32 protein-coding genes and 1 pseudogene are annotated in these 23,757 nt (G+C 71.3%); 8 read left to right on the top strand and 25 right to left on the bottom strand.

All coding sequences use genetic code 11. The features are described from left to right. Positions 1 to 12 precede the first annotated feature (12 nt). From AFB00_RS30000 to AFB00_RS29980, 5 genes are all read right to left on the bottom strand, one after another. Positions 13 to 840, bottom strand: coding sequence for an IS5 family transposase (locus tag AFB00_RS30000; protein ID WP_060713947.1), 828 nt, complete (start codon positions 838 to 840; stop codon positions 13 to 15). Positions 841 to 1,137: 297 nt separating this feature from the next. Further along, positions 1,138 to 1,368 carry a hypothetical protein gene (locus AFB00_RS29995; RefSeq protein WP_156819910.1) on the bottom strand — a complete coding sequence of 77 codons (231 nt, stop codon included), beginning with the start codon at positions 1,366 to 1,368 and terminating at the stop codon, positions 1,138 to 1,140. A 104-nt stretch (positions 1,369 to 1,472) separates the two neighbouring features. Then, positions 1,473 to 1,865, bottom strand: a complete 393-nt coding sequence (locus AFB00_RS29990) for a helix-turn-helix domain-containing protein (protein WP_156819909.1) — start codon at positions 1,863 to 1,865, stop codon at positions 1,473 to 1,475. Between the two features lie 23 nt (positions 1,866 to 1,888). After that, on the bottom strand, positions 1,889 to 2,344 hold the full coding sequence (locus AFB00_RS29985) for a ChbG/HpnK family deacetylase (RefSeq protein WP_231974543.1): 456 nt from the start codon (positions 2,342 to 2,344) through the stop codon (positions 1,889 to 1,891). A 150-nt stretch (positions 2,345 to 2,494) separates the two neighbouring features. Continuing rightward, the gene (locus AFB00_RS29980; RefSeq protein ID WP_068800899.1) at positions 2,495 to 2,941 is read right to left on the bottom strand and encodes a ChbG/HpnK family deacetylase; all 447 of its coding nucleotides are present in this window, start codon (positions 2,939 to 2,941) and stop codon (positions 2,495 to 2,497) included. Between the two features lie 254 nt (positions 2,942 to 3,195). Here AFB00_RS29980 and AFB00_RS29975 point away from each other — a divergent pair, with 254 nt between their 5' ends. Further along, positions 3,196 to 4,023, top strand: a complete 828-nt coding sequence (locus tag AFB00_RS29975; RefSeq protein ID WP_060713947.1) for an IS5 family transposase — start codon at positions 3,196 to 3,198, stop codon at positions 4,021 to 4,023. A gap of 18 nt (positions 4,024 to 4,041) precedes the next feature. Here the strand turns inward: AFB00_RS29975 and AFB00_RS33715 are convergent, their stop codons facing one another. The 3 genes from AFB00_RS33715 to AFB00_RS33710 are packed head-to-tail and all read right to left on the bottom strand — an operon-like array spanning position 4,042 to position 6,487. Further along, on the bottom strand, positions 4,042 to 4,893 hold the full coding sequence (locus AFB00_RS33715; protein WP_197520018.1) for a plasmid pRiA4b ORF-3 family protein: 852 nt from the start codon (positions 4,891 to 4,893) through the stop codon (positions 4,042 to 4,044). After that, positions 4,890 to 6,152 (bottom strand): cytochrome P450 family protein, encoded by a 1,263-nt coding sequence (locus AFB00_RS29965; protein WP_068798736.1) that lies wholly within the window; start codon positions 6,150 to 6,152, stop codon positions 4,890 to 4,892. Before AFB00_RS29965 ends, AFB00_RS33715 begins: the two co-directional genes overlap by 4 nt. 11 nt (positions 6,153 to 6,163) lie before the next feature. Further along, positions 6,164 to 6,487 carry an asparagine synthase-related protein gene (locus AFB00_RS33710; RefSeq protein WP_156819906.1) on the bottom strand — a complete coding sequence of 108 codons (324 nt, stop codon included), beginning with the start codon at positions 6,485 to 6,487 and terminating at the stop codon, positions 6,164 to 6,166. Here AFB00_RS33710 and AFB00_RS29955 point away from each other — a divergent pair. Then, a protein-coding gene (locus tag AFB00_RS29955; protein WP_156819905.1) for an IS3 family transposase occupies positions 6,480 to 7,756 on the top strand; the annotation gives its coding sequence in 2 pieces (ribosomal slippage) (positions 6,480 to 6,753 and positions 6,753 to 7,756; 1,278 coding nt in all). The genes AFB00_RS33710 and AFB00_RS29955 overlap by 8 nt on opposite strands. A gap of 79 nt (positions 7,757 to 7,835) precedes the next feature. Then, complete coding sequence (gene vph, locus AFB00_RS29950; RefSeq protein WP_068800897.1) at positions 7,836 to 8,687, top strand: viomycin phosphotransferase; 852 nt, start codon at positions 7,836 to 7,838, stop codon at positions 8,685 to 8,687. 161 nt (positions 8,688 to 8,848) lie between these two features. Here vph and AFB00_RS29945 read toward each other — a convergent pair whose 3' ends face one another. From AFB00_RS29945 to AFB00_RS29900, 11 genes are all read right to left on the bottom strand, one after another. Then, complete coding sequence (locus AFB00_RS29945) at positions 8,849 to 9,052, bottom strand: hypothetical protein (protein ID WP_068800896.1); 204 nt, start codon at positions 9,050 to 9,052, stop codon at positions 8,849 to 8,851. 104 nt (positions 9,053 to 9,156) lie between these two features. Further along, positions 9,157 to 9,432 carry a hypothetical protein gene (locus AFB00_RS35310; RefSeq protein ID WP_068800895.1) on the bottom strand — a complete coding sequence of 92 codons (276 nt, stop codon included), beginning with the start codon at positions 9,430 to 9,432 and terminating at the stop codon, positions 9,157 to 9,159. Next, entirely contained in the window at positions 9,324 to 9,704 is a 381-nt protein-coding gene (locus AFB00_RS32645; protein WP_083276248.1) for a GmrSD restriction endonuclease domain-containing protein, read from the bottom strand. The genes AFB00_RS35310 and AFB00_RS32645 overlap by 109 nt, the downstream gene beginning before the upstream one ends. Positions 9,705 to 9,779: 75 nt before the next feature. Further along, positions 9,780 to 10,436, bottom strand: a complete 657-nt coding sequence (locus AFB00_RS29935; protein WP_068800894.1) for a response regulator transcription factor — start codon at positions 10,434 to 10,436, stop codon at positions 9,780 to 9,782. Further along, on the bottom strand, positions 10,433 to 11,635 hold the full coding sequence (locus AFB00_RS29930) for a sensor histidine kinase (protein ID WP_156819904.1): 1,203 nt from the start codon (positions 11,633 to 11,635) through the stop codon (positions 10,433 to 10,435). Before AFB00_RS29930 ends, AFB00_RS29935 begins: the two co-directional genes overlap by 4 nt. A gap of 39 nt (positions 11,636 to 11,674) precedes the next feature. Next, the gene (locus tag AFB00_RS29925; protein WP_156819903.1) at positions 11,675 to 11,968 is read right to left on the bottom strand and encodes a hypothetical protein; all 294 of its coding nucleotides are present in this window, start codon (positions 11,966 to 11,968) and stop codon (positions 11,675 to 11,677) included. Between the two features lie 274 nt (positions 11,969 to 12,242). Then, the gene (locus AFB00_RS29920; protein WP_068800891.1) at positions 12,243 to 13,340 is read right to left on the bottom strand and encodes a nucleoside hydrolase; all 1,098 of its coding nucleotides are present in this window, start codon (positions 13,338 to 13,340) and stop codon (positions 12,243 to 12,245) included. A gap of 100 nt (positions 13,341 to 13,440) precedes the next feature. Beyond that, a complete protein-coding gene (locus AFB00_RS29915) occupies positions 13,441 to 13,626 on the bottom strand; it encodes a hypothetical protein (protein WP_068800890.1) in 186 nt (61 codons plus the stop codon). A gap of 13 nt (positions 13,627 to 13,639) precedes the next feature. Further along, complete coding sequence (locus tag AFB00_RS29910) at positions 13,640 to 13,936, bottom strand: hypothetical protein (protein ID WP_068800889.1); 297 nt, start codon at positions 13,934 to 13,936, stop codon at positions 13,640 to 13,642. Positions 13,937 to 13,984: 48 nt separating this feature from the next. Beyond that, on the bottom strand, positions 13,985 to 14,308 hold the full coding sequence (locus AFB00_RS29905) for a ribbon-helix-helix protein, CopG family (RefSeq protein ID WP_068800888.1): 324 nt from the start codon (positions 14,306 to 14,308) through the stop codon (positions 13,985 to 13,987). After that, positions 14,305 to 14,607, bottom strand: a complete 303-nt coding sequence (locus AFB00_RS29900) for a hypothetical protein (RefSeq protein ID WP_068800887.1) — start codon at positions 14,605 to 14,607, stop codon at positions 14,305 to 14,307. The genes AFB00_RS29905 and AFB00_RS29900 overlap by 4 nt, the downstream gene beginning before the upstream one ends. Before the next feature lie 302 nt (positions 14,608 to 14,909). Here AFB00_RS29900 and AFB00_RS29895 point away from each other — a divergent pair, with 302 nt between their 5' ends. Continuing rightward, a complete protein-coding gene (locus AFB00_RS29895; RefSeq protein ID WP_156819902.1) occupies positions 14,910 to 16,211 on the top strand; it encodes a tyrosine-type recombinase/integrase in 1,302 nt (433 codons plus the stop codon). An 827-nt stretch (positions 16,212 to 17,038) separates the two neighbouring features. On the opposite strand, the gene AFB00_RS36505 is transcribed toward AFB00_RS29895, so the two are convergent. After that, complete coding sequence (locus tag AFB00_RS36505; protein WP_442965887.1) at positions 17,039 to 17,839, bottom strand: transposase; 801 nt, start codon at positions 17,837 to 17,839, stop codon at positions 17,039 to 17,041. 86 nt (positions 17,840 to 17,925) lie between these two features. Then, positions 17,926 to 18,117 (bottom strand): annotated as a pseudogene (locus AFB00_RS36500) (transposase); the annotation flags it as partial. 87 nt (positions 18,118 to 18,204) lie between these two features. On the opposite strand from AFB00_RS36500, the gene AFB00_RS29880 reads away from it, so the two are divergent. From AFB00_RS29880 to AFB00_RS29865, 4 genes are all read left to right on the top strand, one after another. After that, on the top strand, positions 18,205 to 19,578 hold the full coding sequence (locus AFB00_RS29880) for a hypothetical protein (RefSeq protein ID WP_068800885.1): 1,374 nt from the start codon (positions 18,205 to 18,207) through the stop codon (positions 19,576 to 19,578). 496 nt (positions 19,579 to 20,074) lie between these two features. Then, positions 20,075 to 20,299, top strand: a complete 225-nt coding sequence (locus AFB00_RS29875; RefSeq protein ID WP_068800884.1) for a hypothetical protein — start codon at positions 20,075 to 20,077, stop codon at positions 20,297 to 20,299. A gap of 287 nt (positions 20,300 to 20,586) precedes the next feature. Beyond that, positions 20,587 to 21,168, top strand: a complete 582-nt coding sequence (locus tag AFB00_RS29870) for a hypothetical protein (RefSeq protein ID WP_068800883.1) — start codon at positions 20,587 to 20,589, stop codon at positions 21,166 to 21,168. A 74-nt stretch (positions 21,169 to 21,242) separates the two neighbouring features. Then, the gene (locus tag AFB00_RS29865) at positions 21,243 to 21,593 is read left to right on the top strand and encodes a hypothetical protein (protein ID WP_156819901.1); all 351 of its coding nucleotides are present in this window, start codon (positions 21,243 to 21,245) and stop codon (positions 21,591 to 21,593) included. Between the two features lie 170 nt (positions 21,594 to 21,763). Here AFB00_RS29865 and AFB00_RS33705 read toward each other — a convergent pair whose 3' ends face one another. The 4 genes from AFB00_RS33705 to AFB00_RS29850 form a co-directional block, all read right to left on the bottom strand. Then, on the bottom strand, positions 21,764 to 21,928 hold the full coding sequence (locus tag AFB00_RS33705) for a hypothetical protein (protein WP_156819900.1): 165 nt from the start codon (positions 21,926 to 21,928) through the stop codon (positions 21,764 to 21,766). Next, a complete protein-coding gene (locus tag AFB00_RS29860; protein WP_231974542.1) occupies positions 21,925 to 22,401 on the bottom strand; it encodes a hypothetical protein in 477 nt (158 codons plus the stop codon). The genes AFB00_RS33705 and AFB00_RS29860 overlap by 4 nt, the downstream gene beginning before the upstream one ends. Before the next feature lie 74 nt (positions 22,402 to 22,475). Continuing rightward, a complete protein-coding gene (locus AFB00_RS29855; protein ID WP_068800881.1) occupies positions 22,476 to 22,679 on the bottom strand; it encodes a hypothetical protein in 204 nt (67 codons plus the stop codon). 104 nt (positions 22,680 to 22,783) lie between these two features. After that, positions 22,784 to 23,707: an HNH endonuclease family protein gene (locus tag AFB00_RS29850; RefSeq protein WP_068800880.1), complete on the bottom strand. Its 924-nt coding sequence runs from the start codon at positions 23,705 to 23,707 to the stop codon at positions 22,784 to 22,786. Between the last annotated feature and the right edge of the window lie 50 nt (positions 23,708 to 23,757).

The raw sequence follows: 23,757 nt of genomic DNA, 5'->3' as shown, positions 1-23,757 counted from the left end.
GCGAGGGGTCGTTCAGGGCAGACGGCGCAAACAGATCAACGCGCACGCCAGTTTCAGCAAGGCCTCGATGCTGGTGCGGGAGCGTTCGTAGCGCAGCCCGAGCCGCCGGAACGACAGCAGCCAGGCCATCGTGCGCTCCACGACCCACCGGACCCGGCCGAGCCGGGAGGAGTCTTCGACTCCGCGGCGAGCGATCCGCACCCCGATCCCGCGCCCGGTCAGGTAGCGGCGACACCGTGGATAGTCGTAGCCCTTGTCGGCGTGCAGCTTGCCGGGACGCCGCCGCGGGCGTCCGGCCTGGCCGCGCCGTTCGCGGACGCCGGGGTTGGTGTCGAGCAGCTCGGCCAGTATCCGGCTGTCGTGGGTGTTCGCGCCGGTCACGACCGCGTGCAGCGGCAGGCCGTTGCGGTCGCATAACACGTGGTACTTCGACCCGGCCTTCCCACGATCGGTCGGCGAGGGCCCCGTCTGTTCGCCGCGGCGCTTGGCGCGCACGCTGACCGAGTCCACCGCAGCTCGCGACCAGTCCAGAACCCCGGCCTGGCCGAGCCGATCGAGCACTACTCGGTGCAGCTCATCCCAGACCCCCGCCCGCTGCCAGTCGCGTAGCCGTCGCCAGCAGGTGGTCCCTGATCCACAGCCCAACTCGGGCGGCAGGTCGTTCCAGCCGATCCCCGTGGTCAGCACGAACACGATCCCCGCCAGCGCGGCCCGGTCCGGTACTGGTGGCCGGCCGGTCCGCGCGCCTCGCCGACGTGGCCGAGGACGGGGAAGCAGCGGCTCAATCAGCTCCCACAGCTCGTCGGTGACCAGTCGTTCGACCGTCGATGCCCTTGCCATCAACTCTGAGCATCACCCGACCAGGTCCATCTACATAGGACCAACACGCCCCGACTTCTGCAACGACCTCTTAACAACTCAGGACACTAGTAGGGCTCTGCGGCGTAGTAACGGCGGTCCTCTCGGCCCATCACCACCGTCGTTAACCGGGCCCCACCCGGATCATCGAAACCACCGAAACCGTCCGCCCCGACGACGGGCAGAAGCACCGATGCCCAGCGAAGACGACGTCCCGCTCAGCCCGCGGTCGACTGCCGACGAACCAGATGCAGCGCCGCGTGTCCGGTCCCGTCCGGCTCAGCCCTGCAGGCGCTGCAGGATCTGAGTGAGCAGCTCCCGGTTCTGCTGCAGCTCGCGCTCGATCCCGTCGAAGCGGCGGGTCGTGTCGCCGTCGAGGGTGTCGAAGCGCTGAGCAGTGTCACCGGCCAGGGTGTCGATCTTGGTTTCGATGCGCTCGCTGATCTCGTAGAGCGCATCGATGTCCGCGCCCTGCTGACGCACACGTCGGCCGAGCTCAGGAGAAGACATGACCGCGATCCTATCCGGTGAGACGGGAGAAGCATCCCGCGGCGCTGACCTCGGCTTTCCTCAGACGCAACGCGACGATGAAGCACAACCAGACTCTCTCTCGGCTAGGCGGGATTCTCCTGCCGCGACGGCGGCCACCCGTCGATGTGGAGTAGCTCGCCGGGACGTGATCGCTGGTAGCGGCGGCCGCTGCGGCGTTGGCGGACCGGTGCGCCGGTGATCGGGTCGGTCGCGGCCAGCGGGCCCGCGTGGTGGCGGGCCAGAATCCGCCCGACGGTCGAGGCGACCCACCCGAGCTCGCCGGCCAGGAACATCGGCCCGCGATGACGCAGTCGGCACAGCTCGAGGACCCGGTTCTCGACCTCGGTGCTGGTGCGGGTCGGGCAGCGGCGCGGGCGGCTGGAGCGCTCGATCAGACCCGCCCAGCCCTCGGCGTGGTAGCGGCGGATCCACTTGTAGACCGTGGCCCGACTCGACCGACGACGTGATGACCACATCTCCACACCGGCGACCTGATCGCCTACGACCTGGTCGCCTCTGAGGCGGGTAGCCCACCGGCAGTGCGCCACGCGCGTTGCAGTGGCCGGTAGTCGATCAGCGTGATGTCTTCCTGGTCGAGGATCTCGGCGGCGCGGGGTGAGGTCAGGAACTCGTAGTCGCTGGTGCGCACCGCCCAGCCGTGCGGGTCACGGATGCGCGCTGCGAGATCGTCGACGGACGGGTGGACGGCCCACTCGGTGAGCCCCGGTGGTAGGTGCCGCAGCATCTGTTCGTAGTCGGTGGGCTTGCTCGTCGGGTCGAGGGCGAAGCTGTCGACGAACGGGTGATCGACAACGGGTAGGCCGGCCGCTCGGGCTCGGCGCCGGCCGGGATCGAGCCAGACCCGCACAGCGAGACCGTGCTCGGCGGCGAGACGTGCTGCGGCGTCGAAGAACTCGCGCCGGCCACCATCGGCGAGGCAGTGAGCCTTTTTCAACCTGACCAGCGAGCTTCTGCGTCAGGAGATCGCGAAGGTTGCAGCGCAACTGCTCTGACCACAGCTGCACAGGTCACCGGCTCGCTAGCTCGGCGTCTGCACCCACACAACCAGGCCCCTGAGCTGCCGGAACGGCAGGTTGAAAAAGGCTCAGTGGAAGTCCAGGTGTGTGGGGTGCAGGCCGTGCTCGAGCACGACGTGCACTTGCGCCCGGAACTCGGTCTCGATCTCCCGGGGCAGCGCCCGGGCCAGAAGCTCGTCGGCGTCGGCGTGCAGCGGTAGGAGCCCGTCGGGATCGAGCAGCGACGGAATATCGGATGCGGGTGCCCGTGGGGCCCAGGTGTCGTCGTGGTGGTCGCGTACCAGGGTGAGATGGATCCCAAACGCGATGTCGGGTCGAGAGCAGAGGGTGTCGAGGGCCGCGTCGCTCGCTGGGCACGTCGTCATCAGGCTGGTCGAGCGGGCGATGCCGTGATCGAGGGCGGCGAAGATGCCACGGTCGATCGCGGGGTGCATTCCCAGGTCATCGGCGTTGATCAGCAGAAACCGGGCACGCGGGTCGACGCCGAGCAGCTCGGGTGCCAGAAGCTCAGACATAGACCAACCCTGGCGTGAGGGGCAACCGGTTTACCGATGGATACCGCCAGCGTTGTGGCTGCTGCGGGGTCAGGGGCCGGTGACGCTGCCCGTCGGGGCGACGGCGGCGGCAGGCGAGAGGGGTGCTGCGGTGAACTCTGCCGTGGAGGGTCCGAGGTGCGCCGCACGGAGCGGCTCGTCTTAAGAGGTCGTTGCAGAAGTCGGGGCGTGTTGGTCCTATGTAGATGGACCTGGTCGGGTGATGCTCAGAGTTGATGGCAAGGGCATCGACGGTCGAACGACTGGTCACCGACGAGCTGTGGGAGCTGATTGAGCCGCTGCTTCCCCGTCCTCGGCCACGTCGGCGAGGCGCGCGGACCGGCCGGCCACCAGTACCGGACCGGGCCGCGCTGGCGGGGATCGTGTTCGTGCTGACCACGGGGATCGGCTGGAACGACCTGCCGCCCGAGTTGGGCTGTGGATCAGGGACCACCTGCTGGCGACGGCTACGCGACTGGCAGCGGGCGGGGGTCTGGGATGAGCTGCACCGAGTAGTGCTCGATCGGCTCGGCCAGGCCGGGGTTCTGGACTGGTCGCGAGCTGCGGTGGACTCGGTCAGCGTGCGCGCCAAGCGCCGCGGCGAACAGACGGGGCCCTCGCCGACCGATCGTGGGAAGGCCGGGTCGAAGTACCACGTGTTATGCGACCGCAACGGCCTGCCGCTGCACGCGGTCGTGACCGGCGCGAACACCCACGACAGCCGGATACTGGCCGAGCTGCTCGACACCAACCCCGGCGTCCGCGAACGGCGCGGCCAGGCCGGACGCCCGCGGCGGCGTCCCGGCAAGCTGCACGCCGACAAGGGCTACGACTATCCACGGTGTCGCCGCTACCTGACCGGGCGCGGGATCGGGGTGCGGATCGCTCGCCGCGGAGTCGAAGACTCCTCCCGGCTCGGCCGGGTCCGGTGGGTCGTGGAGCGCACGATGGCCTGGCTGCTGTCGTTCCGGCGGCTCGGGCTGCGCTACGAACGCTCCCGCACCAGCATCGAGGCCTTGCTGAAACTGGCGTGCGCGTTGATCTGTTTGCGCCGTCTGCCCTGAACGACCCCTCGCGGTGGATCAGGACCGCGCCGTCGCGCTCGCCCCGGCCAAACGCTCCAGCGCTCGGTCGGTGGCGACGAGGTCGAAGTGGTGTGGGTCGAACCGGTCCGAGCCCCACCACTCGACCCGCTCGGCGTGCTCAGCATGATCGGGATCGGCGAGCGCGTCGACGAACTCCGAGTAGCCGAACACCCCGCCCACATCCTCGGGCGGACACGCACCCTGACCCTCGACACAGCGTGGGTACCGCACCCCAGGCTCTGGGATGGTGACCGCGTCGACGACCAAAACGTGGTGCCAGTTGTCGCCGAAGTCGTAGACGTAGCCGGCGTCATCACCGGCAGCCAGCACCCGGAACAACTTCGTCTTGGCCTCGTCGAGCGTGCCGGTGTCCCAATCCGGATCAGGCAGCCCGTAGCGGACACCGTCGATCTCGAATTCGTGCAGGTGGGAGTTGGTCCAGCCCATCGCGTCCTGCACGACCTCGTGCAGGACCGCGAGGCTGGCCTCACCCGGAACCTCGACCACCCGTCGCACGGTCGGCTCGACATCGACCAACACGATCTCGATCCGGAAGATCTTCGTCTTCGTCGTCACCCGAGGCCTCGCCATGCTGCGATGCTCCCACCGCTCCTCGCACCCCCAGCACCCGCTCCCGGACTTCTGCAACGACCTCTTAGCCGGATTGGGCGATTTGCAGGGGAACGCGGGCAGTACCAGCCGGATCGGCCGGCCGGCCGCGACGGCGGCGCCGATCTGGGCGCGCTGGGCGTCGAACGCCCCGGGGCCGGGCGCGTCCTCGCCGCGCGGCGCCCTGCGGTGCCGGAGCAGCACCCGCAGGACGTCCTCGACGACCGGGCCGGCGTTCACCGGGCCGTCCCGCCGGATCCGGCCGGGCGGCGGCGGGGCGCCGAGACCGGCAGCGCGCGGACACCGCGGCCGAGCACGGATCCGATCCACTCCAGCTCCTCCAGGGACACGGCCGGGCGCATCCCGGGCAGCCGGGCGAGCAGGGTCCCGAGCGCCACCTGCAGCTGCACCCGGGCCAGCGCGGCCCCGGGGCAGAAGTGGATGCCGTGCCCGAACGCCAGGTGCGGGTTGGGACTGCGGTCGAGCACCAGGTCGTCGGCCCGGTCGAAGCGGCGCGGGTCCCGGTTCGCCGCGCACAACGAGACGATCACCGAGTCCCCGGCGGGCACCGGACGGCCGTGCAGGTCGTCCGGTTCGGCCAGGAACCGCCAGGTCGTGAGCTCGAAAGCGCTGTCGTAGCGCAGCAGCTCCTCGACCGCACGAGGCAGCAGCGCGGGATCCGCGGCGAGCCGGTCGAGGTCCGCCGGGCGCCGCAGCAGTGCGACGAGCGCCGTCGTGAGCTGGTTCGTGACCGGTTCCTGCCCGGCGACGAGCAGCTGGAACACCATCGAGCCGAGCTGCTCGGCGGTGACGGCGCCGTCGTCGTGCGCGGCGACCAGGCTGGTGAGCAGGCCGTCACCGGGCAGTCCGCGCACTCCGGCCACGACCTCGGCGATGTAGGTCTGCAGCCCGTGCAGCAGGCCCTCGTAGTACGCGCGGCGCGGGTCGGCCGGCCCGACCGGTGCGACGACGCCGCCCCACTCCGGGCGGAACCCGGCGGCGAGCCCGTCGGGCAGGCCGATCGCCGGCGCGAGCGCCCGGAACGGCAGGTGGGCGGCGAACCCGGCGACGAGGTCGACCGGGCCGTCGACCGGCAGCCGGTCGACCAGGTCGTCGGCGACGCGCTGGATCCGGGGGCGCGCCGCCTCGGCCGCGCGCGGGGTGAAGGCGTCGGTCACCAGCCGGCGCAGCACGGTGTGTGCCGGCGGGTCCTGGTGCAGCAGGTGCACCTGCAGCAGTGAGTGCTGCGGCTCGGGCATGATCGACGCCCTGGCCCGCCAGCCGTCGTTGCCGAGGCGGTGGTCCTTGCCGAGGCGGCGGTCGTTCAGGGTGGCGTGCGCGGCGTCGTAGCCGGTCACCAGCCAGGCGTCCACCCCGCTGGGGAACGTGACCCGGTGGATCGGGCAGCGGTCGCGCAGCTCGGTGTAGAGCGGGTAGGGATCGCGCTTGTGGTCCGGGCCGGCCAGCGGGACCGGTTCGGCCGGGTGAGGGGTCGGCACGTCGTCCTCCTTCAGATCGTCAGCTCGGGGCGGGCGTGCTCCAGCCACAGCGCGAGATCGACGACGCGTTCCAGCCGCAGCCGGGTGCCCCAGTCGAGGGCGGCGGCGGGGCCGTCGAGCAGCGGGTCGATCCGGGCACGGTCGACGACGTCGGTGACACCGTCCACGTCCAGGCAGGTGCGGGCCAGTTCCTGCAGGCCCGCGGTGTAACCGGGATCGTGCGTCGCCGGGTAGTGGTTCTTCGCCCGCCACAGGACCGGCTCGGGCAGGTGAACCGTCCCGGCTTCTCTGCCGCTCCGTTGTGAGCAGGCTGAGAGGATGGGTGTCGTGCCCAAGAAGATCGACCCAGCGGTTCGGAGCCAGGCTGTGCGTCTGGTGACCGAGCATCGTTCGGCGTACTCGACCGAGCGTGCCGTGCATGTCCAGGTCGCTGAGTCACTCGGGGTGTCGCGTGAGTCCGTGCGTCGCTGGGTGTCCCAGCACGACGTCGACACCGGCGTCGTAGCGGGCGTGACCAGCGATGACCGCGAGGAGCTGCGGCGGTTGCGGGCGGAGAACAAGCGCCTGCGCGAGGTCAACGAGGTCCTCAAGTCGGCGACGATTTTCTTCGTGGGGGAGCTCGACCCCCGAAACCGCTGATCGTCGCGTTCGTCGATCAGATGCGGGCTGCTGGTCATGCCGTCGAGTCGATCCTTGCTGCCCTCAACACCCTGGGGCTCACGATCGCGGCACGAACCTTGCGGGCCTGGTGCGCTCGGACCGGCACCAGGAACGGCGCCGCCGGCCGGGTCGCGGCCCGGACCGTCACCGACGCCCTGGTCGAAGACGCCGTCCGTGCGGCGGCGTTCACCACCAACCGCGCCGGCGAACCGGTGCTGGCCCCAGAGGGACTTTATGGGCGTCGCAAGATGCTGGCCCTGATCCGTCGAACGGTGCTGCCCGAGGCTGGGTTCGGAGCGGTCGACCGGGCGATGCGCTCGGTGGGGCTGGCCGGAGTGGTCCGCGGGAAACGGCCGCGCACGACCATCCCGGACTCGACCGCCCAGCGGGCCGCTGATCTGCTCGACCGCAACTTCACCGCCTCAGCACCCGACAGCAAGTGGGTCACCGACTTCACCTACGTGCGCACGTATCAGTCGTTCACCTACGTGGCGTTCATCGTGGACTGCTTCTCGCAGAAGATCGTGGGCTGGCACGCCGCGCTCACTCGTGACGTCGAGCTGGTGGACGTGCCGTTACGGATGGCGCTGTGGCGACGTGCCCACGAGGGCAAAGCCGTGGCCCGGGACCAGCTGATCTGCCATTCCGATGCCGGGTCGCAATATACGAGTCTGCGGTTCACCGAGCACCTGCACCTCGAGGGCATACGGCCCTCGGTCGGCAGCGTCGGCGACGCCTACGACAACGCCCTGATGGAGACCATCAACGGCCTCTACAAGGCCGAATGCATCCGCACCCGAGTCTTCCACGACGGCCCCTACCGCACGATCGCCGACGTCGAGTACGCCACCGCCAGCTGGGTCGAGTGGTACAACAACCGCCGACTGCACTCAAGTCTGGGCATGATCAGCCCCACCGAGTTCGAGGCAGCCCATGCCATCTGATAGTCCAGCTGATGCTCGTACTCAGCCGGCCTACCGATTCCTGGCAGCCGGATACTCGCAGAACGGAGATCTGTTCGGTATGGATATCATCGACACCCATCGCGACCTCCTCGGTCGCCTACTGCCCGTGGACGCACCCGATGAACTCGTCGTCCACAAAGGACAGTTTCACCACGTGGTGATCGGTTCGACGCGAGTGGTGTGCTTCGCACGCACCGCGGCGTCCGCCGTACGACTGCCCGAGCGGGCGTCCGTGCTGGACACCCTCTCCGGGATCGAGCTCGGCTTCCGTACTCCACAGCCGTTGGCCGCGGGAGGCGCTCAAGGTACGGAGGAGCCGCCGTACCTGGTGTTGACCCGTGTGCCCGGAGCGCCGTTGAGGCAGGACGCCGTCGGGCGGCCGGAGGTGGCGCGGCAGTGCGTGACCCTGCTTTCCCGACTTGCGGCCGCGGGCGCTGAGGAGAAGGTGCGTGCTGTCTTGCCGGAAGCACCTGTCGACGAGTGGAGACGGTTCGCGGCCGGGGTGCGGGCCGAGCTGTTCGGACTGATGTCCGACGGGGGCCGGGAACGGGCCGAGCGTGAGCTCGTGGCGCTGGAAGACCTGCCACATGTCACATCGGCGGTCGTGCACGGCGACCTCGGCAGCGAGAACGTCCTGTGGGAGACGTCGGACGGGGCACTGCGGCTGAGTGGTGTGGTCGATTGGGACGACGTCGGTATCGGGGACCCGGCCGAGGACCTGGCCGCAATCGGGGCCAGCTACGGCGACGAGGCGCTGGACCGGGTGCTCACTCTCGGCGGCTGGGCGGGCGACGGAATTCCGGAGCGGATCGCCACGATCCGTGGCACGTTCGCGCTCCAGCAGGCGTTGTACGCCCTGCGCGACGGGGACGACGAGCAGTTGGCCGACGGGCTCACCGGCTACCGGTAGTGCGCGCGGGGTGGTGCAGTTCACGGGGGATCCGGGATTGGCCGTGCGTGCGCAGACCGTCGAGCTTGCGAGTCTGCGCCTTGAGCAGCCGTGGTCAGAGCAGCCAGTCCTGTTCCCGCCGGTGTATCGGCTGGCGTTGTTGCTGGCGAGAATGCTGGCGGTCATCGTCGGGCCTGCGCTGCCCGCTGCAGCGCGTCGCGCTCCAGCCCCCGATACGCCTCGGTCAGCTCGGTGTCGCCGAGCTGCCCGACTCGCCGGGCCTGCGCGGCGTGCAGGCCCGCGCAGGCCTGCTCCCACCGGTCGCGCACGCCGGCGCGGTCGGCGTCGCCCTGCGGCATGGCCATGATCTCGTCGTCGCTCACCATCGGATCTCCCAGGTCGGGGCGTGCATGCGGGGCCGCTGGCGTTTCTGCAGGCGGAAACGCTGGCGGGACCACGTGCGTGATCTCGGGGGTCGTAGCGGACATGGTCAGGCTCCCGGGGTGGTCAGGGCCGGGACGCCGTCCGGGCCGACGGTGACGACGATCCGGCCAACCAGCGGCATGTCCAGTTCGACGTGGGTCCCCGGGCGCAGCCCGCCGGCGGCCGGGCCGCTGATCTCGGTGTCCCGGTCGGCGGCCGGGGTGGTGCAGCTGGTCAGCGCGGCGGCGAGAGCGTCGTGCTCGGGGCGGGTGACCGAGAGCTGGTAGTCGGTCTTGATCTCGATCTGGGTGGTCGCGTAGGTGCAGCGGCCGGTGGGAGCCACCGCTCGGCGGTGCGGTCCGCCTTGCGGTTGTTGGTGGGGCCGTCGACGGCGACCAGGTTGTGCTCGTCGTTGGCGAGGACCAGGCGTTCGTCGTCGGTGAGCCGGTCGGCGCCGGCGCGCCAGGCGTCGGCGAGCGCGACGACGTGGTCGATCTGGACGTCGTCGCTGGTGTCGCGGCCGCGGGTGAACGCGATCGTGTCGCCGGTGTAGGGGTCGTCGAGGGTGCCGGACAGGACGGTGCAGTCGTCGCGGTCGAGTTCGACGTCGGTCAGGTCGCGGGCGAGGACCTCGTCGCGGGTGGCGCAGCCGTCGCCGTCGAGGTCACCCCAACTGTCGGCTCGATGTGGTCAGGGCGTGGCGAGGCCCGCCCGGAACGCGTATCGGGAGGCCTCGGTCCGGCTGGTCGCACCGATCTTCGCGAACGCGTTGTTGATGTGTGTCTTGACGGTGGCCGGTGAGACGACGAGGCGTGCGGCGATCTCGGCGTTGGACAGGCCGTCGCCGATGTGGCCGAGTACTTCCTGCTCGCGGGTGGTCAGTCCGTCCCTGGCGGGGTCGGCGGCGCGGGTCGGAGGGGCGGCGGCGAGTGCCGAGAGCAGGCGGCAGGATACCGCGGCGTCGAATGTGGACTGTCCGGAGGCGGCGGAGCGGATGGCTGCGGCGATCTCGGCACGGCCGGTGTCCTTGGTCAGGTAGCCGCGGGCCCCGGCGGCGAGTGCGCCCGTCACCGAGTCGCCGTCGGCGTAGGTGGTGAGTACCAGCACCGCCACCTCGGGGTGGTTGGCGGTGATGCGCGCGGTGGCTGCGACCCCGTCGAGCACGGGCATGCGCAGATCCATGAGGACGACGTCGCACGGGACGTGTTCGAGGAGTTCGAGGACCTCGCCACCGTGTGCCGCCGAGCCGGTCACGGTGATGTCGTCGGCCAGGTCCAGCAGGGCTGTCAGGCCTTCGCGGACGACCGCTTGGTCGTCGGCCACGATGATCTGGAGGGCGGGGCTCATGCGTCGGGTACCTCCGCGAGGACGGTCCAGCCCGATCCGTCGGGGCCGGCGGTGAGGCGTCCGCCGACCAGCGCGAGCCGCTCACGCATTCCGGTCAGGCCGTGTCCGGGTGTCCCGCGGGTGGTCGGCGCCGCGACCGGGCCACCGTTGTGGACGGTCACACGGATCTCGTCGGGGCGGAACGTCAGGACCACCCCCGTCGTGGCGTTCGGGGCGTGCCGGGCGGCGTTGACGAGTGCTTCCCGCACGGTGTCGACCAGGGCCACCTCTGCCGCCGTGCTGAGCGGACGGGGTGTGCCGACGACCTCGATCTCGGGGTGGTCGCCGAGCCGGTCCCTGGCGTGCTCGACGGCGAGTTCGGCGAGAGCGTCGGGCAGTGGGCGGGCGTCGCGGCGGAGGGCGGCGACGGCGGCCCGTGCCTCGGTGAGGCCCTCGGCGGCCAGGCTGCGGGCGCGGGACACCCGTTCCAGCGCCGCGTCGGGGTCGTCGTGTTCGGCCAGTAGCGCCTCGGCGACCTCGAGCTGGATGCCGAGGGCACCCAGGCTGTGTGCAAGGACGTCGTGCAGGTCACGGGCGATGCGGGTGCGCTCCTCCAGTGCCGCTGCGCGCGTCCGTTCGTCCTGGGCGGCGCGGGTCTGTTCGAGCAGTACCGCGGTCTCGGCCGCTCGCTGCTGATGGGCGCGGCGCAGGAGCCCCGACAGCAGCGCGATCGTGGCGACGACCGCGATCAGCGCGGCCCGTTCCAGCCCGTCGTCCGGCGACCCGGGCGAGGGGAGGAGTGTTCCTGCGATCAACATGGCGGCGACCGCGACGGTGATCGTGACCGCGGCCGGTGGCCGGATGTCGGGGTGTACGGCCGCCATGGCGAGGCATGCCAGGGCGAGGGCGAGACCGGAGGCGTCGATCGGGGAGAACCCGGTGGTGGCGAACCCGGTGAGGGCCGCAGCGCCCGCGCCGGTGACCAGTGCGGCGGCGGGCCAGCCGCGGACCCGCGCGTCGGCCAGTACGAAGAACAGCCAGCACGCCGTCGCCAGGCCAAGCGGCAGCCAGGCCCACTCCGCTCCCGGTGGCGTCTCGGAGGTGACGAGCGTGGCCAGCACGACGACCGTGCCGAGCAGCTTCCCGAACCACCCGTACTCAGGATCTCCCGCGAGGAGTCGGGACCACACCCGGCGTGGAGGCGGGGTCGTCGTCGGCACGGGGCCCACAGTATGCCGGGGCGGTCGCGGGACGGCCGGTCACCGCCGGTCCTGACGGCGAGGGCCGCCCCCGCGGGCGTCGTCGTCCAGATAGCGGTTGGCGTGCCAGCTCACGGCGCCGACCGCACCGGTGCGGTTGCCCATGGCCCGGGCGACCGGCCGGACCAACTGCTTGGCCTCGCGCAGGCGCCCGGCGCGTCGGACCAGCAGGAATGCGATCACCAGCAGGGTGATGAGCCCGAGCACCGCCGCAGCGATGATCAGGCCCCGGACCAGTAGGAACGTGATGATCGTCTGGACGTCGTCGGTCCCGGCGGCAAGAGTCATATCCATGGCGCCGACGGTAGGAACCGTGGTGGGCGAAGTGACACATCCCGGAGGTGGAGACCCGGGTGGAGATCCGATCCCCGCGATCTCCACCCGGGTCTCCACCGCGTCGCCGAGTCACTCCACCCACCCTCCTTCCTAGCGTCGCCGCCATGAGAGCCATCCGGAGGTCAGCTCCGTCCGCACACAGCCTCCTGCTCGTCGGTGGAGCGGAGTTCATAGGTACGGTGGATCGCGGCAAGATCGGCGGGGCCGCCGGGGCTGCCGGGGCGTGGAGTGCTCAGGCCGGCCGCCGCACGCCGGACGAAGCTGCGGCGGTGGCCGGCGCGGCCGCGGGCTCCACGGTCGGGTCGAGGGCCTCGGCCAGCCAGGTCATGAACGCCGGGTAGTCGGCGCTGCGGCTCAGCCTCAGCGCGGTCCCGTCCTCGTCCCGGGTCCAGCGGCCGCTCTCGTCCATCGCGATGCGGGTCGTGGCCGCGCGCACGAACGGCAGCCCCAGCGCGGCCGACAGGGTCAGCGCGTCGTGCTGCAGCGTCGAGGCGTGGTGCGCGGCATACCAGCGATCGAGGTGATCGGCCAGCAGCCGGGCCCACGGCTCGCTGGCCGCGGCCAGGCGCTGGTGCAGCGGGTGCGCGGCGTGGACAGCTATCTGGTCGGTGAAGGTGACATCGGAGATGACGAACCGCGGCTTCGCCAGGCGCCCGTCGCCCACGGCGGTCAGGACGCGGCGTGCGGCGTCGACGTCGAGCCGGATGTTGTGCTCGGCGCGCTCAGGGCGCCGGTAGTCGATCGCGCCGCCCATCTGGGTCACCTGCAGCCGGGCGGCGATCTCAGGCAGGTGGTCACACACCTCGGCCAGGTTCGACAGGGGCGCCATCCCGACCCAGCGGATCGGCCCCTCCGACTGCCCAGCGACCTCGGCCACGGCGGCCAGGACCGCGTCACGGCCGCCGTGCACCGCCGGGACGGAGGCGGGGATGAGGTCGGCGACGCAGAAGTAGTCAGTGCGCCCCGCGGTCGCGCCGGCGGCGACCGCGACATCGCGGCGGCCGACGGTGTCGAGCAGGTGGCGGGCGAACCGCGCCCGCTGTCCGTAGCCCTGCTCGGGCCCGGTCTCGTCCGCGGTCAGCACCAACGCCAGGTCGGGCTGGTGCCGGGCGGCCGCGACCAGCGCCAGGGCGTCGTCGGCGTCCCCGCCCAGATCGGTGTCGACGATGATCGGGGCCCTGGTGAGCGGCTCGGCTAGCCCGGCCGCGCGTAGCTGGGCCGCGGTCTCGGCCAGCGGACTCCCGGGCAATCTCCGCCCTACGTCGATCATGGTCTTGCGGTGCGCGCGTACCTGGTCGATCGACAGGTCGCCCTCCGGGCGGCTGGTCATCGGTCCCACCTCCTGAGCACCTCGTAGGTTACCGGCTCACCCCGACGAATCGGGGCGTCACCATATGTTTCGGCAGGTCACCGGCGGCCGGGGTGGTGGTCTACTGCCCGCCGAAGTTCACCCGGGACGTCCCCACTGGTGCCGGGGTGTCCAGGTCTGCCACTAGGACCCCGTTGAGCAGGACCGCTCCGCGGTCGAAGTGCTTCTGGAGCCGTTCCTCGGTGATCCCGGCAGCGAGGGCGCGGGACCGAACCGTCGGAGTAGAGGCCTGCTGGTCGTCGGACATGTCGTTCCTCTCCTCAGTGGCCGTCCCCGGCGGAGAGCGGCTCCACGTGCCCCGCCTTCTCCAGGTCATCGTCGAGCAGCTCCCGCACCGCGGCGAGCGCGGCGCGCCCGGTCTGCGACGGCAACCGGTCCATCTCGAATGCGCAGGCTTCGAGCATCGCGGCGAGGACGTAGAGCTCATCCGGGTGCCGGAGCCCGGCGTAACGACCGACGTTGATGCGGTGGCGAAGCTTCTGCGCTGCCTCGTGTGTGCGGTCGCGGTTCTCCCGGAGCTGGGACGCGCGCCGCTGAGCGGGCGGCTCATTCACCACCCCAACAGCATCGCACATCTGTTCGATTTCAAGCTGACGCCAGACTGGTCAGCTGTTGGCGGTGTCGGCGAGTACTCGGCGGGCGATGGCTTCGACCTGTTCCACGGTGAGCACCGGGGCGGCGTGCTCGTGCACGGCGGCGCGCAGCAGGCGTCGCACCAGCGCCGAGGTGGGGATCTGCGCGGCGGCGGCCCGTTGCCTGAGTTGCGCGTCGAGGTCGCGGTCGATGCGCAGGTTCAGAGGCACGTCCAGGGCTGCGGTGCGCTCGGCGATCTCGGTCTCCGCGGCCTCGGCTTCCTCTTCGGCGTAGTCGGCGCGGACAGCGGCCACCTCTGCGTCGATGTGGGAGTGGCGATCGTCGTTGGTGGTCATGGGCCCTCCTGTCGTTGGTAGGAGCGCAGGTCGGCTCCGCTGGTCTTCCACGCGGTGACGCCGGCGTGGTGGGCCCGGGTGGCGATCACCGTGAGCACGAATCCCGCGGTCGGTGAGTAGCCGATGATCCGCAGTGCGGCGCTGCGGCTTCTCGGATCCGGGTCGCGCACGATCCGTCGGGGGTCCTGCGCGGCTTCGAGCGTCCAGCCCGGTTCGATCCCCGTCGCTCCCGGGTAGCGCTCGCCGCGTCGCCGGATGTAGTCGGCGTCCTGATCCCGCCACCAGAGATCGCCCACCATGTATCGCATTGTATCGCAACGTGAGCAGGGCGGCTACAGACGTCAGATCCCGGCCAGGGGCGGCGCGTCAGGTCGCCCGAGGCGTCGCTCACGCGAACGCCGACCGCCCTCGAACTGCATAGAACCACAGGTCAGGGCCGTTGCAGGAGCCCGGATCCGAGGCCATCGAGCCCCCGCTGCGCGGGTGCCGGAACACGCCCCCTGGTCGCTTCCGCCCCGTGGATTGAGACCTACGATAATCTCCGGTTATCTGACCTATCCCGTAGACGCGGGTGCAGGTCCATGTCCAGGAGGGGGCCCGGATGAGCGTGGGGAAGGCCGCCGACACCCGCCCGGACCCTGAACTGGGCCCTGTAGCGGGCGCCACGACCGAGCCCGACACCCAGCCCGACACCCAGCCCGACACCGCGGTGCTGCCCAGTGGGGTCGCGGCCGCCGCGGCCCGGGCCGCCTCCCTCGCGGCGCTGGCCGCCCGCGCCGACGCCCACGCCACCGCCGCGCGGGCACCGCGCACCCGGCACGCCTACGCCGGGGACCGGGCGCACTTCGCCCGCTGGTGCGCCGCAGCGGGTCTGGAAGCCCTGCCGGCGGCGGTGGACACCGTGCGGCTCTACCTGGCCGACCTCGAAGCCACCCGCACCCCCGCCGGACAGGCGGTGTACTCCCCGGCCACGATGGGCCGGCGCCTGGCCGCGATCGCCGCCGCCCACCACGACGCCGGCCACCCGTCCCCGACCCGCGACCCAGCGGTCGGTGCCGTGCTGACCGGCATCAAACGAGCCCGCGCCCACACCACCCACCAGATGCGCCCACTCCTCCTGGACGACCTGCGCACCGTGCTCGCAGACATGGAGTTCGGGACCTGGCCCGGTGGGCTGATCGCCGCCCGCGACGCCGCCGCACTGCTGATCGGCCTCACCGGCGCGCTACGTCGCAGCGAGCTCGCCGCCCTCACCGCCGCCGACGTGACCTTCCACCCGGTCGACGGGCTGCACGTGCACATCACCCGGTCCAAGACCGACCAGACCGGTCGCGGAGCCACCGTGGTGCTGCCCTACGGGACCCGGGCCGGGACCTGCCCGCCCTGCGCGGTACTGCGCTGGATGCAGCTACTCGCCGCCGGCCCGCACGGGCGCCCAGCCCTGATGCGCACCGTCCTGGCCACCCCAGCCTGGCCCGACCTGGCGCACCTGTTCGACCACCCCGACCCCACCGCCGCTGCCGACACGGCTGCACCGATCGAAAGCGTCACCGCGGATGATCCCGGCCAGAGACCCCTGTCGTTGCGCGCACCGGTGCCCGCGCTGGTCGGCGACGCGCCGCTGCTGCGGGCGATCCGCCGCGGCGGCACCCTCACCGACACCTCGATGACCGGAGATGCCCTGCACGCCATGGTCCGTCGCCGCGCCGAGGCCGCGGGCCTGCCAGGCCCGACGGGGTTCCACTCGCTGCGCGCCGGGTTCGTCACCACCGCCCGCCGCAACGGCGCCGACCACCGCTCCGTGCGCCGCCAGACACGTCACAGCAGCGACGCCATGGTCGAGACCTACGATCGCGACCACGCCCCACTCCTCGGGAACGCCGTCACCCGGCTGGGGTTGTGAGTCCGATGACCACGGCCCCTGACGACGCTGATCGACCAGTTGCCGATCGGGTCAGCCCGGCGACCGACGCAGAACCGACCCGGCAGACCGCCGGTGCCGGCTACAGCCGGGAATGGACGCTGTTCTGTGACTACGCCGCGGCGACCGGGCAGCCAGCCTTGCCGGCCACGGTGACCGCGCTGGCCGGGTTCTTCGCCGCGCTGCCGGCACGCCCGGCCACCCAGGCGCGGCGGGTGCGTGCGATCGCTGCCGCTCACCGCCAGGCCGGGCACCTGCTCCCACGCCCGGAGGCCAGACCCGCGGCGCTACCGGTCTCGATACCGCGCCCGCGGACTGCTCGCGCCGACAGCCCCGACCCGAGCGAGATGATCGCCGCCTGCGCGACCCGCGGCTGGCCACACGGGCTACACGGCCGGCGAGATGCGTTTCTTGTCGTCACCACCTTGATCCTGAACCTGCCGCAGGCACGCGCCCGCGAGCTGGGACCCGAGGTGGTCGCCATCGGCGCAGATCGTGTGCGGGTCTGTGAGCAGGCAGTGCCCGTCGATGTCGACCCGCGACGCTGCCCGGCCTGCGCAGTTGTGCGCTGGCTGGAGATCCTCGGCATCCTCGACGGGCTGGGGCGCGGATCGGCACGCATGGACCTCACCAACGCCCGCGCCCCGAACACCACTGACCCGCACCGCCATGAATGCCGAGGGCCGCAGCGATGGCGCGCCGCCTCCACTCTCCTGCCAGCGATTGACCGTTACGGCTGGCACGACGACTACCGCGCCATCACCGCGCGCTCCATCCGTACCCGGCTCGCGCTCGCCGCCGCTCGCGCATCACGGCCATACGAGCACGACACGCCGAGTCGTCACGCTCAGGCGTGGAGTGTAGCCGCTCTCGCGCCGACTACCGCGGTCCGAGAAGCACCCAGCCTGGATGAGGCTCGCACCCTCCTCGATGACGTCGCCGACAGCGCCGACGCACTCAACGAACAGATCATCGCCCTGCTTGAGGGAAGCCCGTGATCGCCGTGAAGAACCTGCCCGAGCAACAGCCTTAGAGCGTGTTTGAGAAGATCGGGTTGTAGGCGTGAACCTGCGTCGTTGCTGCCGGGTGGCGGGTCCGCCGCGGGCGAGGCGGCGGGTCATGGTGTTGATCGCGGCCCAGCGGATCATGGCTTCGGAGGTGGCCGGGTGGCGTTCGTAGTCGCGGGCCAGCCGGCGGTGGGCGGTCAGCCACGCCAGGCTGCGTTCGACCGCCCACCGGCGCGGGATGACCACGAAACCTCGCTGGCCTGCGGGTTTACGCACGATCTCGATCGTTGTGCGCAGGAAGGTCTGTGCCCAGTCGACCAGGCGTCCGGCGAAGCCGGCGTCGGCGAAGATGAACCGCACCGCGGTGGCCAGGTAGGCGCCGAGCAGCGCGGTCTTCGCGCCGTCACGGTCCTGGCGCCCGGCCGAGCAGACCATCACCGTCAGCAGCAACCCGAGTGTGTCGGTGACGATGAACCGCTTCCGGCCGTTGACCTTCTTCCCGGCATCGTAGCCGCGCGACTGGGTGCCGACGGTGTCGGACCCTTTGACGCTCTGGGAGTCGATGATCCCCGCGCTCGGCTCGGGATCACGCCCTTCGGCCACCCGACCTGCCCGCGCACGATGGGCAGGATCTTCTCGGTGACCCGCTGCCGCTCCCACCGGTTGAAGTACCAGTACACCCTCTGCCAGGGCGGGAAGTCCGCCGGTAGCGCCCGCCACGCGCATCCGGCCCGGACCACGTAGAGGATCGCATCCACCACGTCACGACGCGGATGCTTCTCCGGGCGCCCTCCGGTCTCCGGCGCGGGCAACAAAAGCTCGACCACCGCCCACTGCTCGTCACTGGTGTCCGACGGGTACCGCCTACGACGTCGAGTCATCACCACCCACAGTGGATCACCACGGGCCTGTGGTCACGCAGACACGCCAACCCTTCTCAAACACACTCTAAGCCCAGCGGGGTACTCGTGCTGGCCAACCGCTACGACGGGCTCGACCTGCCCGACGCTGAGTGCCGGGTGACCGTCCTGGACGGGATGCCGCGCGGCGCGCACCTGCAGGAGCGGTTTCTGTCCGAGACTCTGCTCGCCGGGCGGGTGCTGCGGGAGCGCCAGCGCACCCGGGTGGTGCAGGGCGCCGGGCGCTGCACACGGGGTATGTCGGACTACAGCGTGGTCGTGGTGCTCGGAGATCTGCTGACGCGCTTCCTGGCCAGCCCGGACGTCCGCACCGCGCTGCACCCGGACTTGCAGGCCGAGATCGGGTTCGGCCGCCAGAACAGCTCCGTGGAGCCGGACGAGCTGCGCGAGTTCATCGGCTCGTTCCTCGGCCAGGACACAGCATGGCTGGAGCAGGCTGAGCCGGACCTACTCGACGCGCGCCGCTCGGCCAGGGTCGCCGACCCGGCGGAGAACACCGAGCTCGCCACGGCCGCCCGCCACGAGGTACGTGCACTCGACGCGCTGTGGGCGGGCGACCTGCCCACAGCGAGCCGCAAGGCGCTCGACGTTGCGGCCGCGTTGCGGTCACCGGAACTTGCCGGGTACCGGGCGTTCTGGACCTACCTGGCCGCCGCATGGCTCGGACAGCACGCCGAGGACGCTGACGACGCCACGCTGCGCAGCTCGGCACTGGACCTGCTGCGCAAGGCTCACGCTGCGGCCCGTTCCACTCTTTGGCTGCGCGAAGCGCACGCCCTGCCCTCGGACGAGCGTGTCCTCGACGAGTTCGACGAGGCCGCGGTCGACGCCGCCGTGCAGATCGGACCGCGCACCGCGACCGGCGCCGCGTGGGCCGCGCAGCACTCCGAGCTGCTCGCGGCTCTCGACCAGACCGAGGCTCGCCGCTACGAGCGAGGACTGTCTACCCTCGGCGCGCTGCTCGGCGCCGAGTCGTACAAACCCGCCGGGCACGGACGCACCGACAGCGCCTGGATCTGGCCGCGAAGGTGGTGGCTCGCTCTAGAAGCCAAGAGCGAACAGAAACCGCAGACCCTGATCTCCCACGACACGGTCCGCCAGGTCAACGACCAGCTCAAGACGATCGCCCTCGACCGCGGCGAGCCAACCCCCGAGGCCAGTGCAGTCCTGCTGATCAGCCCCCGCCCGCTGGCCGAACCCACCGCCGCGGCGGTGGCCGAACCGTTCGTCCGGATCACCACTCCCGAGGTCGTCCTGGACCTGGCCCGCGATGCCGTCGCCGCCTGGAAGGGAATCCGAGCTCAGGACCAGGGCCTGGCTCAGCCCGACTACCGCGATCTCGTGCGGCGGGTCTTCGCCGAACACGGCCTACTGCCCGGCGATCTGACGGGACGGCTGCTGAACGATCCGCTACAGGGTTGACGCGTCCGTGTCGACGGCGGTCGCGGTCAAGGTTCTGATCGGGGTCGAGCAAGACCCGTCGGCAGCGGAGCACCTGGTCGTCCCGCTCTCTCCAGCGCACGCCGCGCCACCGACGCTGAGCCGGCTCGCGCACTCGACCTGCTCACCGCCGACTACTGACCGGCCCGCCGACCGAACGAGCCGCCCCACCACCCCCGCGATCACACGCCGCTACTTTGCCCCTGGTGACACGTTCCTTAACGGCACCCCTACCAGCTCGCCGTGCGTGGTGCGCTGCCGAGCCCGTGCATGAGCTATCCGGCATCGGCCGCGAAACTGTCGGTACCTCGTGCCAAGCTGCGGCTGTGAGCTGGACCCAGCGGCGGTATCACGCCGTGACCTGCACAGACCACTGGTGCGATCCGAGCTGCGTCATCGCCGACCCTGCCTGCACCGGTGGGCAGCTCTGCCCGCGCGTCGCCGCCGGAATCGGCACCGCCCGGCCCACACTGGCGCCATGAGCACGGAAGCCGACCAGCAGGTCGTCGCCCGCTCGTTGTGCGCGGGCCGACCCGTCCTGTCCCGCCTGCGCCGCCACGACCTGGCCGACGACGTCACCTGGGTCCTACCGCCCGACCTTCTCCCCGATCTCGACGAACTCGACGGAGTCCCGATCGTGCACGCCGACGTGCCCAGCCCGCTGCTCGCTCACTGGGTGCGCCGCCAGGGCGACGCTCACTGAGCCGCAGCGCCGCCACGGCGAGCGGCCGGTGCGAGCGCGGCCCACGTACGAGCCACCTGACGAGTGTGCTGCGTTTACAGGGGCGCCTACAGGGACGTCTACGAGGGCGCCTACGGGGACGCCTTAAACCGTCTCGGCTGTGTCTCCATCTTCGCTGGTAGCGAGCTTTTCGTGAGGGTCGATCGTGCCCCGACTCCCCGTGGGAGGTACCTGTCCTCCCTCGGAGCCCGAGGGGAAATCTGCGCAATCGGGCGTGCTCGTCGCCGCTGAGCGTCACCCTCAGCGGCATGGCTGAACCCGGCGGGTCCCGCGATCACGAGCACCTCGACGACAACCTGCGTGAGGCATGGGAATTCTGGAGCGACGACCACAGCCGGGCCAGTGTCAGCGAGAACGGCCGGATGACGGTGGCGCCGCAGAAAGTCCTGACCAACATCGAACAGGCGCTTGAGCGCATCGACCTCGACATCACCGTCCCGTTCGCGCTGGAAGACGTCGCGTCCGCGGAGGAGCTGTGGGTGATCGTCGACCAGCTGTCGTTGGGATCGATGCTGCTCACACACGCAGCGAACACCGCGTTCGGGATCCTGCTGGCCCGCTACCCCGAGGACCTCGTCCGGGCCCCCATCCCGCCGGAACTCGATGTACGCACGATGACCCCGTTCCGGGGCACCGATCGCGAGCACGAGCTGGCCCGGCAGGTGTTCAACCGTCGAGCCGGCTCCAGAACCGATCTCGACGAGGTGGAGGAACTCCTGCCCGAACTCGACAGCCACACGTCCTCAGAGGTGATCACCGCCCTGTTGCTGCTCATCGTGATGTACGGGCTCAAGGTCAACGCACTGCAGCGCCGGGCGGGTAAGCAGTAGCTGTCGCGGCGGGCCCGGGACCGGCATGCTGGATGGTCGAGATCAGTCCGAGAGCCGGGAAGGGCGCGACGACGATGACGATCCCCGTCGGTACGACCACGATGTGGCTGGTGACGCGCAACTCCCAGCCGCACCTGGTGTTCCCCAGCGAGGCGGCGGCCCGGGAGTGGGCCCGCGCTCAGCGCGGCGCGTACTGGACGGTCTCGGCCATCCCGGCGGCCGCCGGCGTGATGCTGGCGGGCGTCTCAGGCGGCGCTGAGCAGCTCCCTGACGGGTGGCAGCCCCCGGCGCGGCTCCCGGAGCTGCAGCGCCGTCACGCCAACGTCAGCGGCCGGTGCGCGGGTGCGGGCTGGTACCCGGAGGCGCGCCCGAACGGAGTCGCGCCGCGGATCCGGTGCTCGACCTGCTCGGGGATCCTCGACTGAGTCGTCTGCAGGTCTACGGCAGGTGCTGCCGCGGCGATCTGCCGATCGCCTTGCCCTCGGATCGTGCTGGTCACGTCTCGGAACTCTGGGTTTGAACGTGGATCGGCCCCGCTCCCGTGCGTGGGAGCGGGGCCGGCTTTCGGGATGCTCAGCTCTGGCGGTGGTCGTGGTTAGTGGCGGTGCGAGGTGCGGCCGAAGGTCTTCGCGTTCTCAGCACGCCGGGCCCGGGCAGCGTCGAAGTTCGCCTGCTCCTCCGGGGTGATGTTCAGCTTGACCAGCCAGGCGGCGTACTCGGCGGCCTCGCGCTCGGCCTCGGTGGGGTTATCGGTACTCATCGCTGGTGGCTTCCTCCGGTAGGGGTGGGGCGGCTGCCCCTGGCGAGTAGCAGCGCGGAGATGGTGAGTGCGGCGTGGTGCAGGGCCTGGTCGGCGAGGTAGCCGCCGCAGATCGGCGACGTCAGCGCCGCGAACCGCGGCGCCCCGACGCGCCGTAGGACCGCGGTGACCGGGGTGCGCCGGTCGAGGATGGCGTGGGTGGCTGCGGACCAGGTGACCGCGGCGACGGTCGAGCCGAGGGTGGGCCGGATCCCGACGGCGCGTAGCGCGACGAGGCCGGCGACCTGCACGGCGGTGTAGCCGCCGACGTGCCCGGCCATCGCCTGGATCCATCCCGGCCGCCGGGCGCCGTCCTCGTCGACGTACGGGCCCGGTCGGGTGTCGGCCTTGTTCGCCGCCTGGACGTCGGTCTGGACGACGTGGTCCCCGGAGTTGTGGGTGGCCCACAGCATCGCCAGGACGGCCCCGAACACCGCGGCGGGATGCGGGTCGCCTGCGTTCCTGCCTGTGTATCGGCTGGCGTTGTTGCTGGCGAGAATGGTGGCGGTCATCGTCGGGCCTGCGCTGCCCGCTGCAGCGCGTCGCGCTCCAGCTCCCGGTAGGCCTCGGTGAGCTCGGTGTCGCCGAGCGGCTCGACCCGCCGGGCCTGCGCGGCGTGCAGGCTCGCGCAGGCCTGCTCCCGCCGGTCGCGTACGCCGGCGCGGTCGGCGTCGCCCTGCGACATGGCCATGATCTCGTCGTCGCTCACCATCGGCTCTCCCAGGTCGGGGCGTGCATGCGGGGCTGCTGGCGTTTCTGCAGGCGAAAATGCTGGCGGGATGACGTGCGTGATGCCGGCGGTCGGGGTGGGCATGGTCAGGCTCCCGGGGTGGTCAGGGCCGGGACGCCGTCCGGGCCGACAGTGACCACGATCCGGCCGACCAGCGGCATGTCCAGCTCGACGTGGGTCCCCGGGCGCAGCCCGCCGTCGGCCGGGCCGCTGATCTCGGTGTCCTGGTCGGGGGCCGGGGCGGCCGGTGCTGCGTCTGGGATGGCCGGGGTGGTGCAGCTGCTCAGCGCGGCGGCCAGCGCGTCGTGCTCGGGGCGGGTGACCGAGAGCTGGTAGTCGGTCTTGATCTCGATCTGGGTGGTTGCGTAGGTGCAGTGCGCGGCCGCGGCCGGCGGGAGCCACCGCTCGGCAGTGCGGTCGCCCTTGGCGTTGTTGGTGGGGCCGTCGACGGCGGCCAGGTTGGCGGGGTCGTTGGCGAGGGCCAGCCGTTCGTCGTCGGTGAGCCGGTCGGCGCCGGCGCGCCAGGCGTCGGCGAGCGCGACGACGTGGTCGATCTGGACGTCGTCGCTGGTGTCGCGGCCGCGGGTGAACGCGATCGTGTCGCCGGTGTAGGGGTCGTCGAGGGTGCCGGACAGGACGGTGCAGTCGTCGCGGTCGAGTTCGACGTCGGTCAGGTCGCGGGCGAGGACCTCGTCGCGGGTGGCGCAGCCGTCGCCGTCGAGGTCACCCCACCCCGAGGCGCCGAAGGCGTCGCGGTCGTAGCCGGGGGCGCCGGCGGCGTCGTCGCGCACGACCAGCTCGGCGAGCAGCTCGGTCGCCGGCACCCCGCGCCCAGCGCCCGCCGGAACGTCGGTGGTGTGGGTGATGAGCTCGGCCGCGGGCGGGGCGCCGGGGGCGGTGGTGGTGGCGCCGGTCTCGGTGTGGGGCGCGGTCAGCAGGGCCGCGGCCAGGACGGCGGTGGTGAGGGTGACCGACGCGGTGATGCGTGCGGAGGGTCGAGCGGTGACCATGACGGATGTCCTTTCGCTTCAGGTGAGGGGGTTGGGCAGGCGGGGCGCCG

It is taken from the genome of Pseudonocardia sp. HH130630-07 (assembly GCF_001698125.1).
In the GTDB taxonomy this organism is placed as follows: Bacteria; Actinomycetota; Actinomycetes; order Mycobacteriales; family Pseudonocardiaceae; genus Pseudonocardia.
This window is presented reverse-complemented; position numbering and strand designations above follow the sequence as displayed.

Bases quoted from the DNA above. Each gene is read 5' to 3' on its own strand.
- AFB00_RS30000 (WP_060713947.1), bottom strand. From the start codon at position 840: ATGGCAAGGGCATCGACGGTCGAACGACTGGTCACCGACGAGCTGTGG.
- AFB00_RS29995 (WP_156819910.1), bottom strand. From the start codon at position 1,368: ATGTCTTCTCCTGAGCTCGGCCGACGTGTGCGTCAGCAGGGCGCGGAC.
- AFB00_RS29990 (WP_156819909.1), bottom strand. From the start codon at position 1,865: ATGTGGTCATCACGTCGTCGGTCGAGTCGGGCCACGGTCTACAAGTGG.
- AFB00_RS29980 (WP_068800899.1), bottom strand. From the start codon at position 2,941: ATGTCTGAGCTTCTGGCACCCGAGCTGCTCGGCGTCGACCCGCGTGCC.
- AFB00_RS29975 (WP_060713947.1), top strand. From the start codon at position 3,196: ATGGCAAGGGCATCGACGGTCGAACGACTGGTCACCGACGAGCTGTGG.
- vph (WP_068800897.1), top strand. From the start codon at position 7,836: ATGGATATCATCGACACCCATCGCGACCTCCTCGGTCGCCTACTGCCC.
- AFB00_RS29945 (WP_068800896.1), bottom strand. From the start codon at position 9,052: ATGGTGAGCGACGACGAGATCATGGCCATGCCGCAGGGCGACGCCGAC.
- AFB00_RS29935 (WP_068800894.1), bottom strand. From the start codon at position 10,436: ATGAGCCCCGCCCTCCAGATCATCGTGGCCGACGACCAAGCGGTCGTC.
- AFB00_RS29925 (WP_156819903.1), bottom strand. From the start codon at position 11,968: ATGGATATGACTCTTGCCGCCGGGACCGACGACGTCCAGACGATCATC.
- AFB00_RS29920 (WP_068800891.1), bottom strand. From the start codon at position 13,340: ATGACCAGCCGCCCGGAGGGCGACCTGTCGATCGACCAGGTACGCGCG.
- AFB00_RS29915 (WP_068800890.1), bottom strand. From the start codon at position 13,626: ATGTCCGACGACCAGCAGGCCTCTACTCCGACGGTTCGGTCCCGCGCC.
- AFB00_RS29905 (WP_068800888.1), bottom strand. From the start codon at position 14,308: ATGACCACCAACGACGATCGCCACTCCCACATCGACGCAGAGGTGGCC.
- AFB00_RS29900 (WP_068800887.1), bottom strand. From the start codon at position 14,607: ATGGTGGGCGATCTCTGGTGGCGGGATCAGGACGCCGACTACATCCGG.
- AFB00_RS29895 (WP_156819902.1), top strand. From the start codon at position 14,910: ATGAGCGTGGGGAAGGCCGCCGACACCCGCCCGGACCCTGAACTGGGC.
- AFB00_RS29875 (WP_068800884.1), top strand. From the start codon at position 20,075: ATGAGCACGGAAGCCGACCAGCAGGTCGTCGCCCGCTCGTTGTGCGCG.
- AFB00_RS29870 (WP_068800883.1), top strand. From the start codon at position 20,587: ATGGCTGAACCCGGCGGGTCCCGCGATCACGAGCACCTCGACGACAAC.
- AFB00_RS29865 (WP_156819901.1), top strand. From the start codon at position 21,243: ATGACGATCCCCGTCGGTACGACCACGATGTGGCTGGTGACGCGCAAC.
- AFB00_RS33705 (WP_156819900.1), bottom strand. From the start codon at position 21,928: ATGAGTACCGATAACCCCACCGAGGCCGAGCGCGAGGCCGCCGAGTAC.
- AFB00_RS29855 (WP_068800881.1), bottom strand. From the start codon at position 22,679: ATGGTGAGCGACGACGAGATCATGGCCATGTCGCAGGGCGACGCCGAC.
- AFB00_RS29850 (WP_068800880.1), bottom strand. From the start codon at position 23,707: ATGGTCACCGCTCGACCCTCCGCACGCATCACCGCGTCGGTCACCCTC.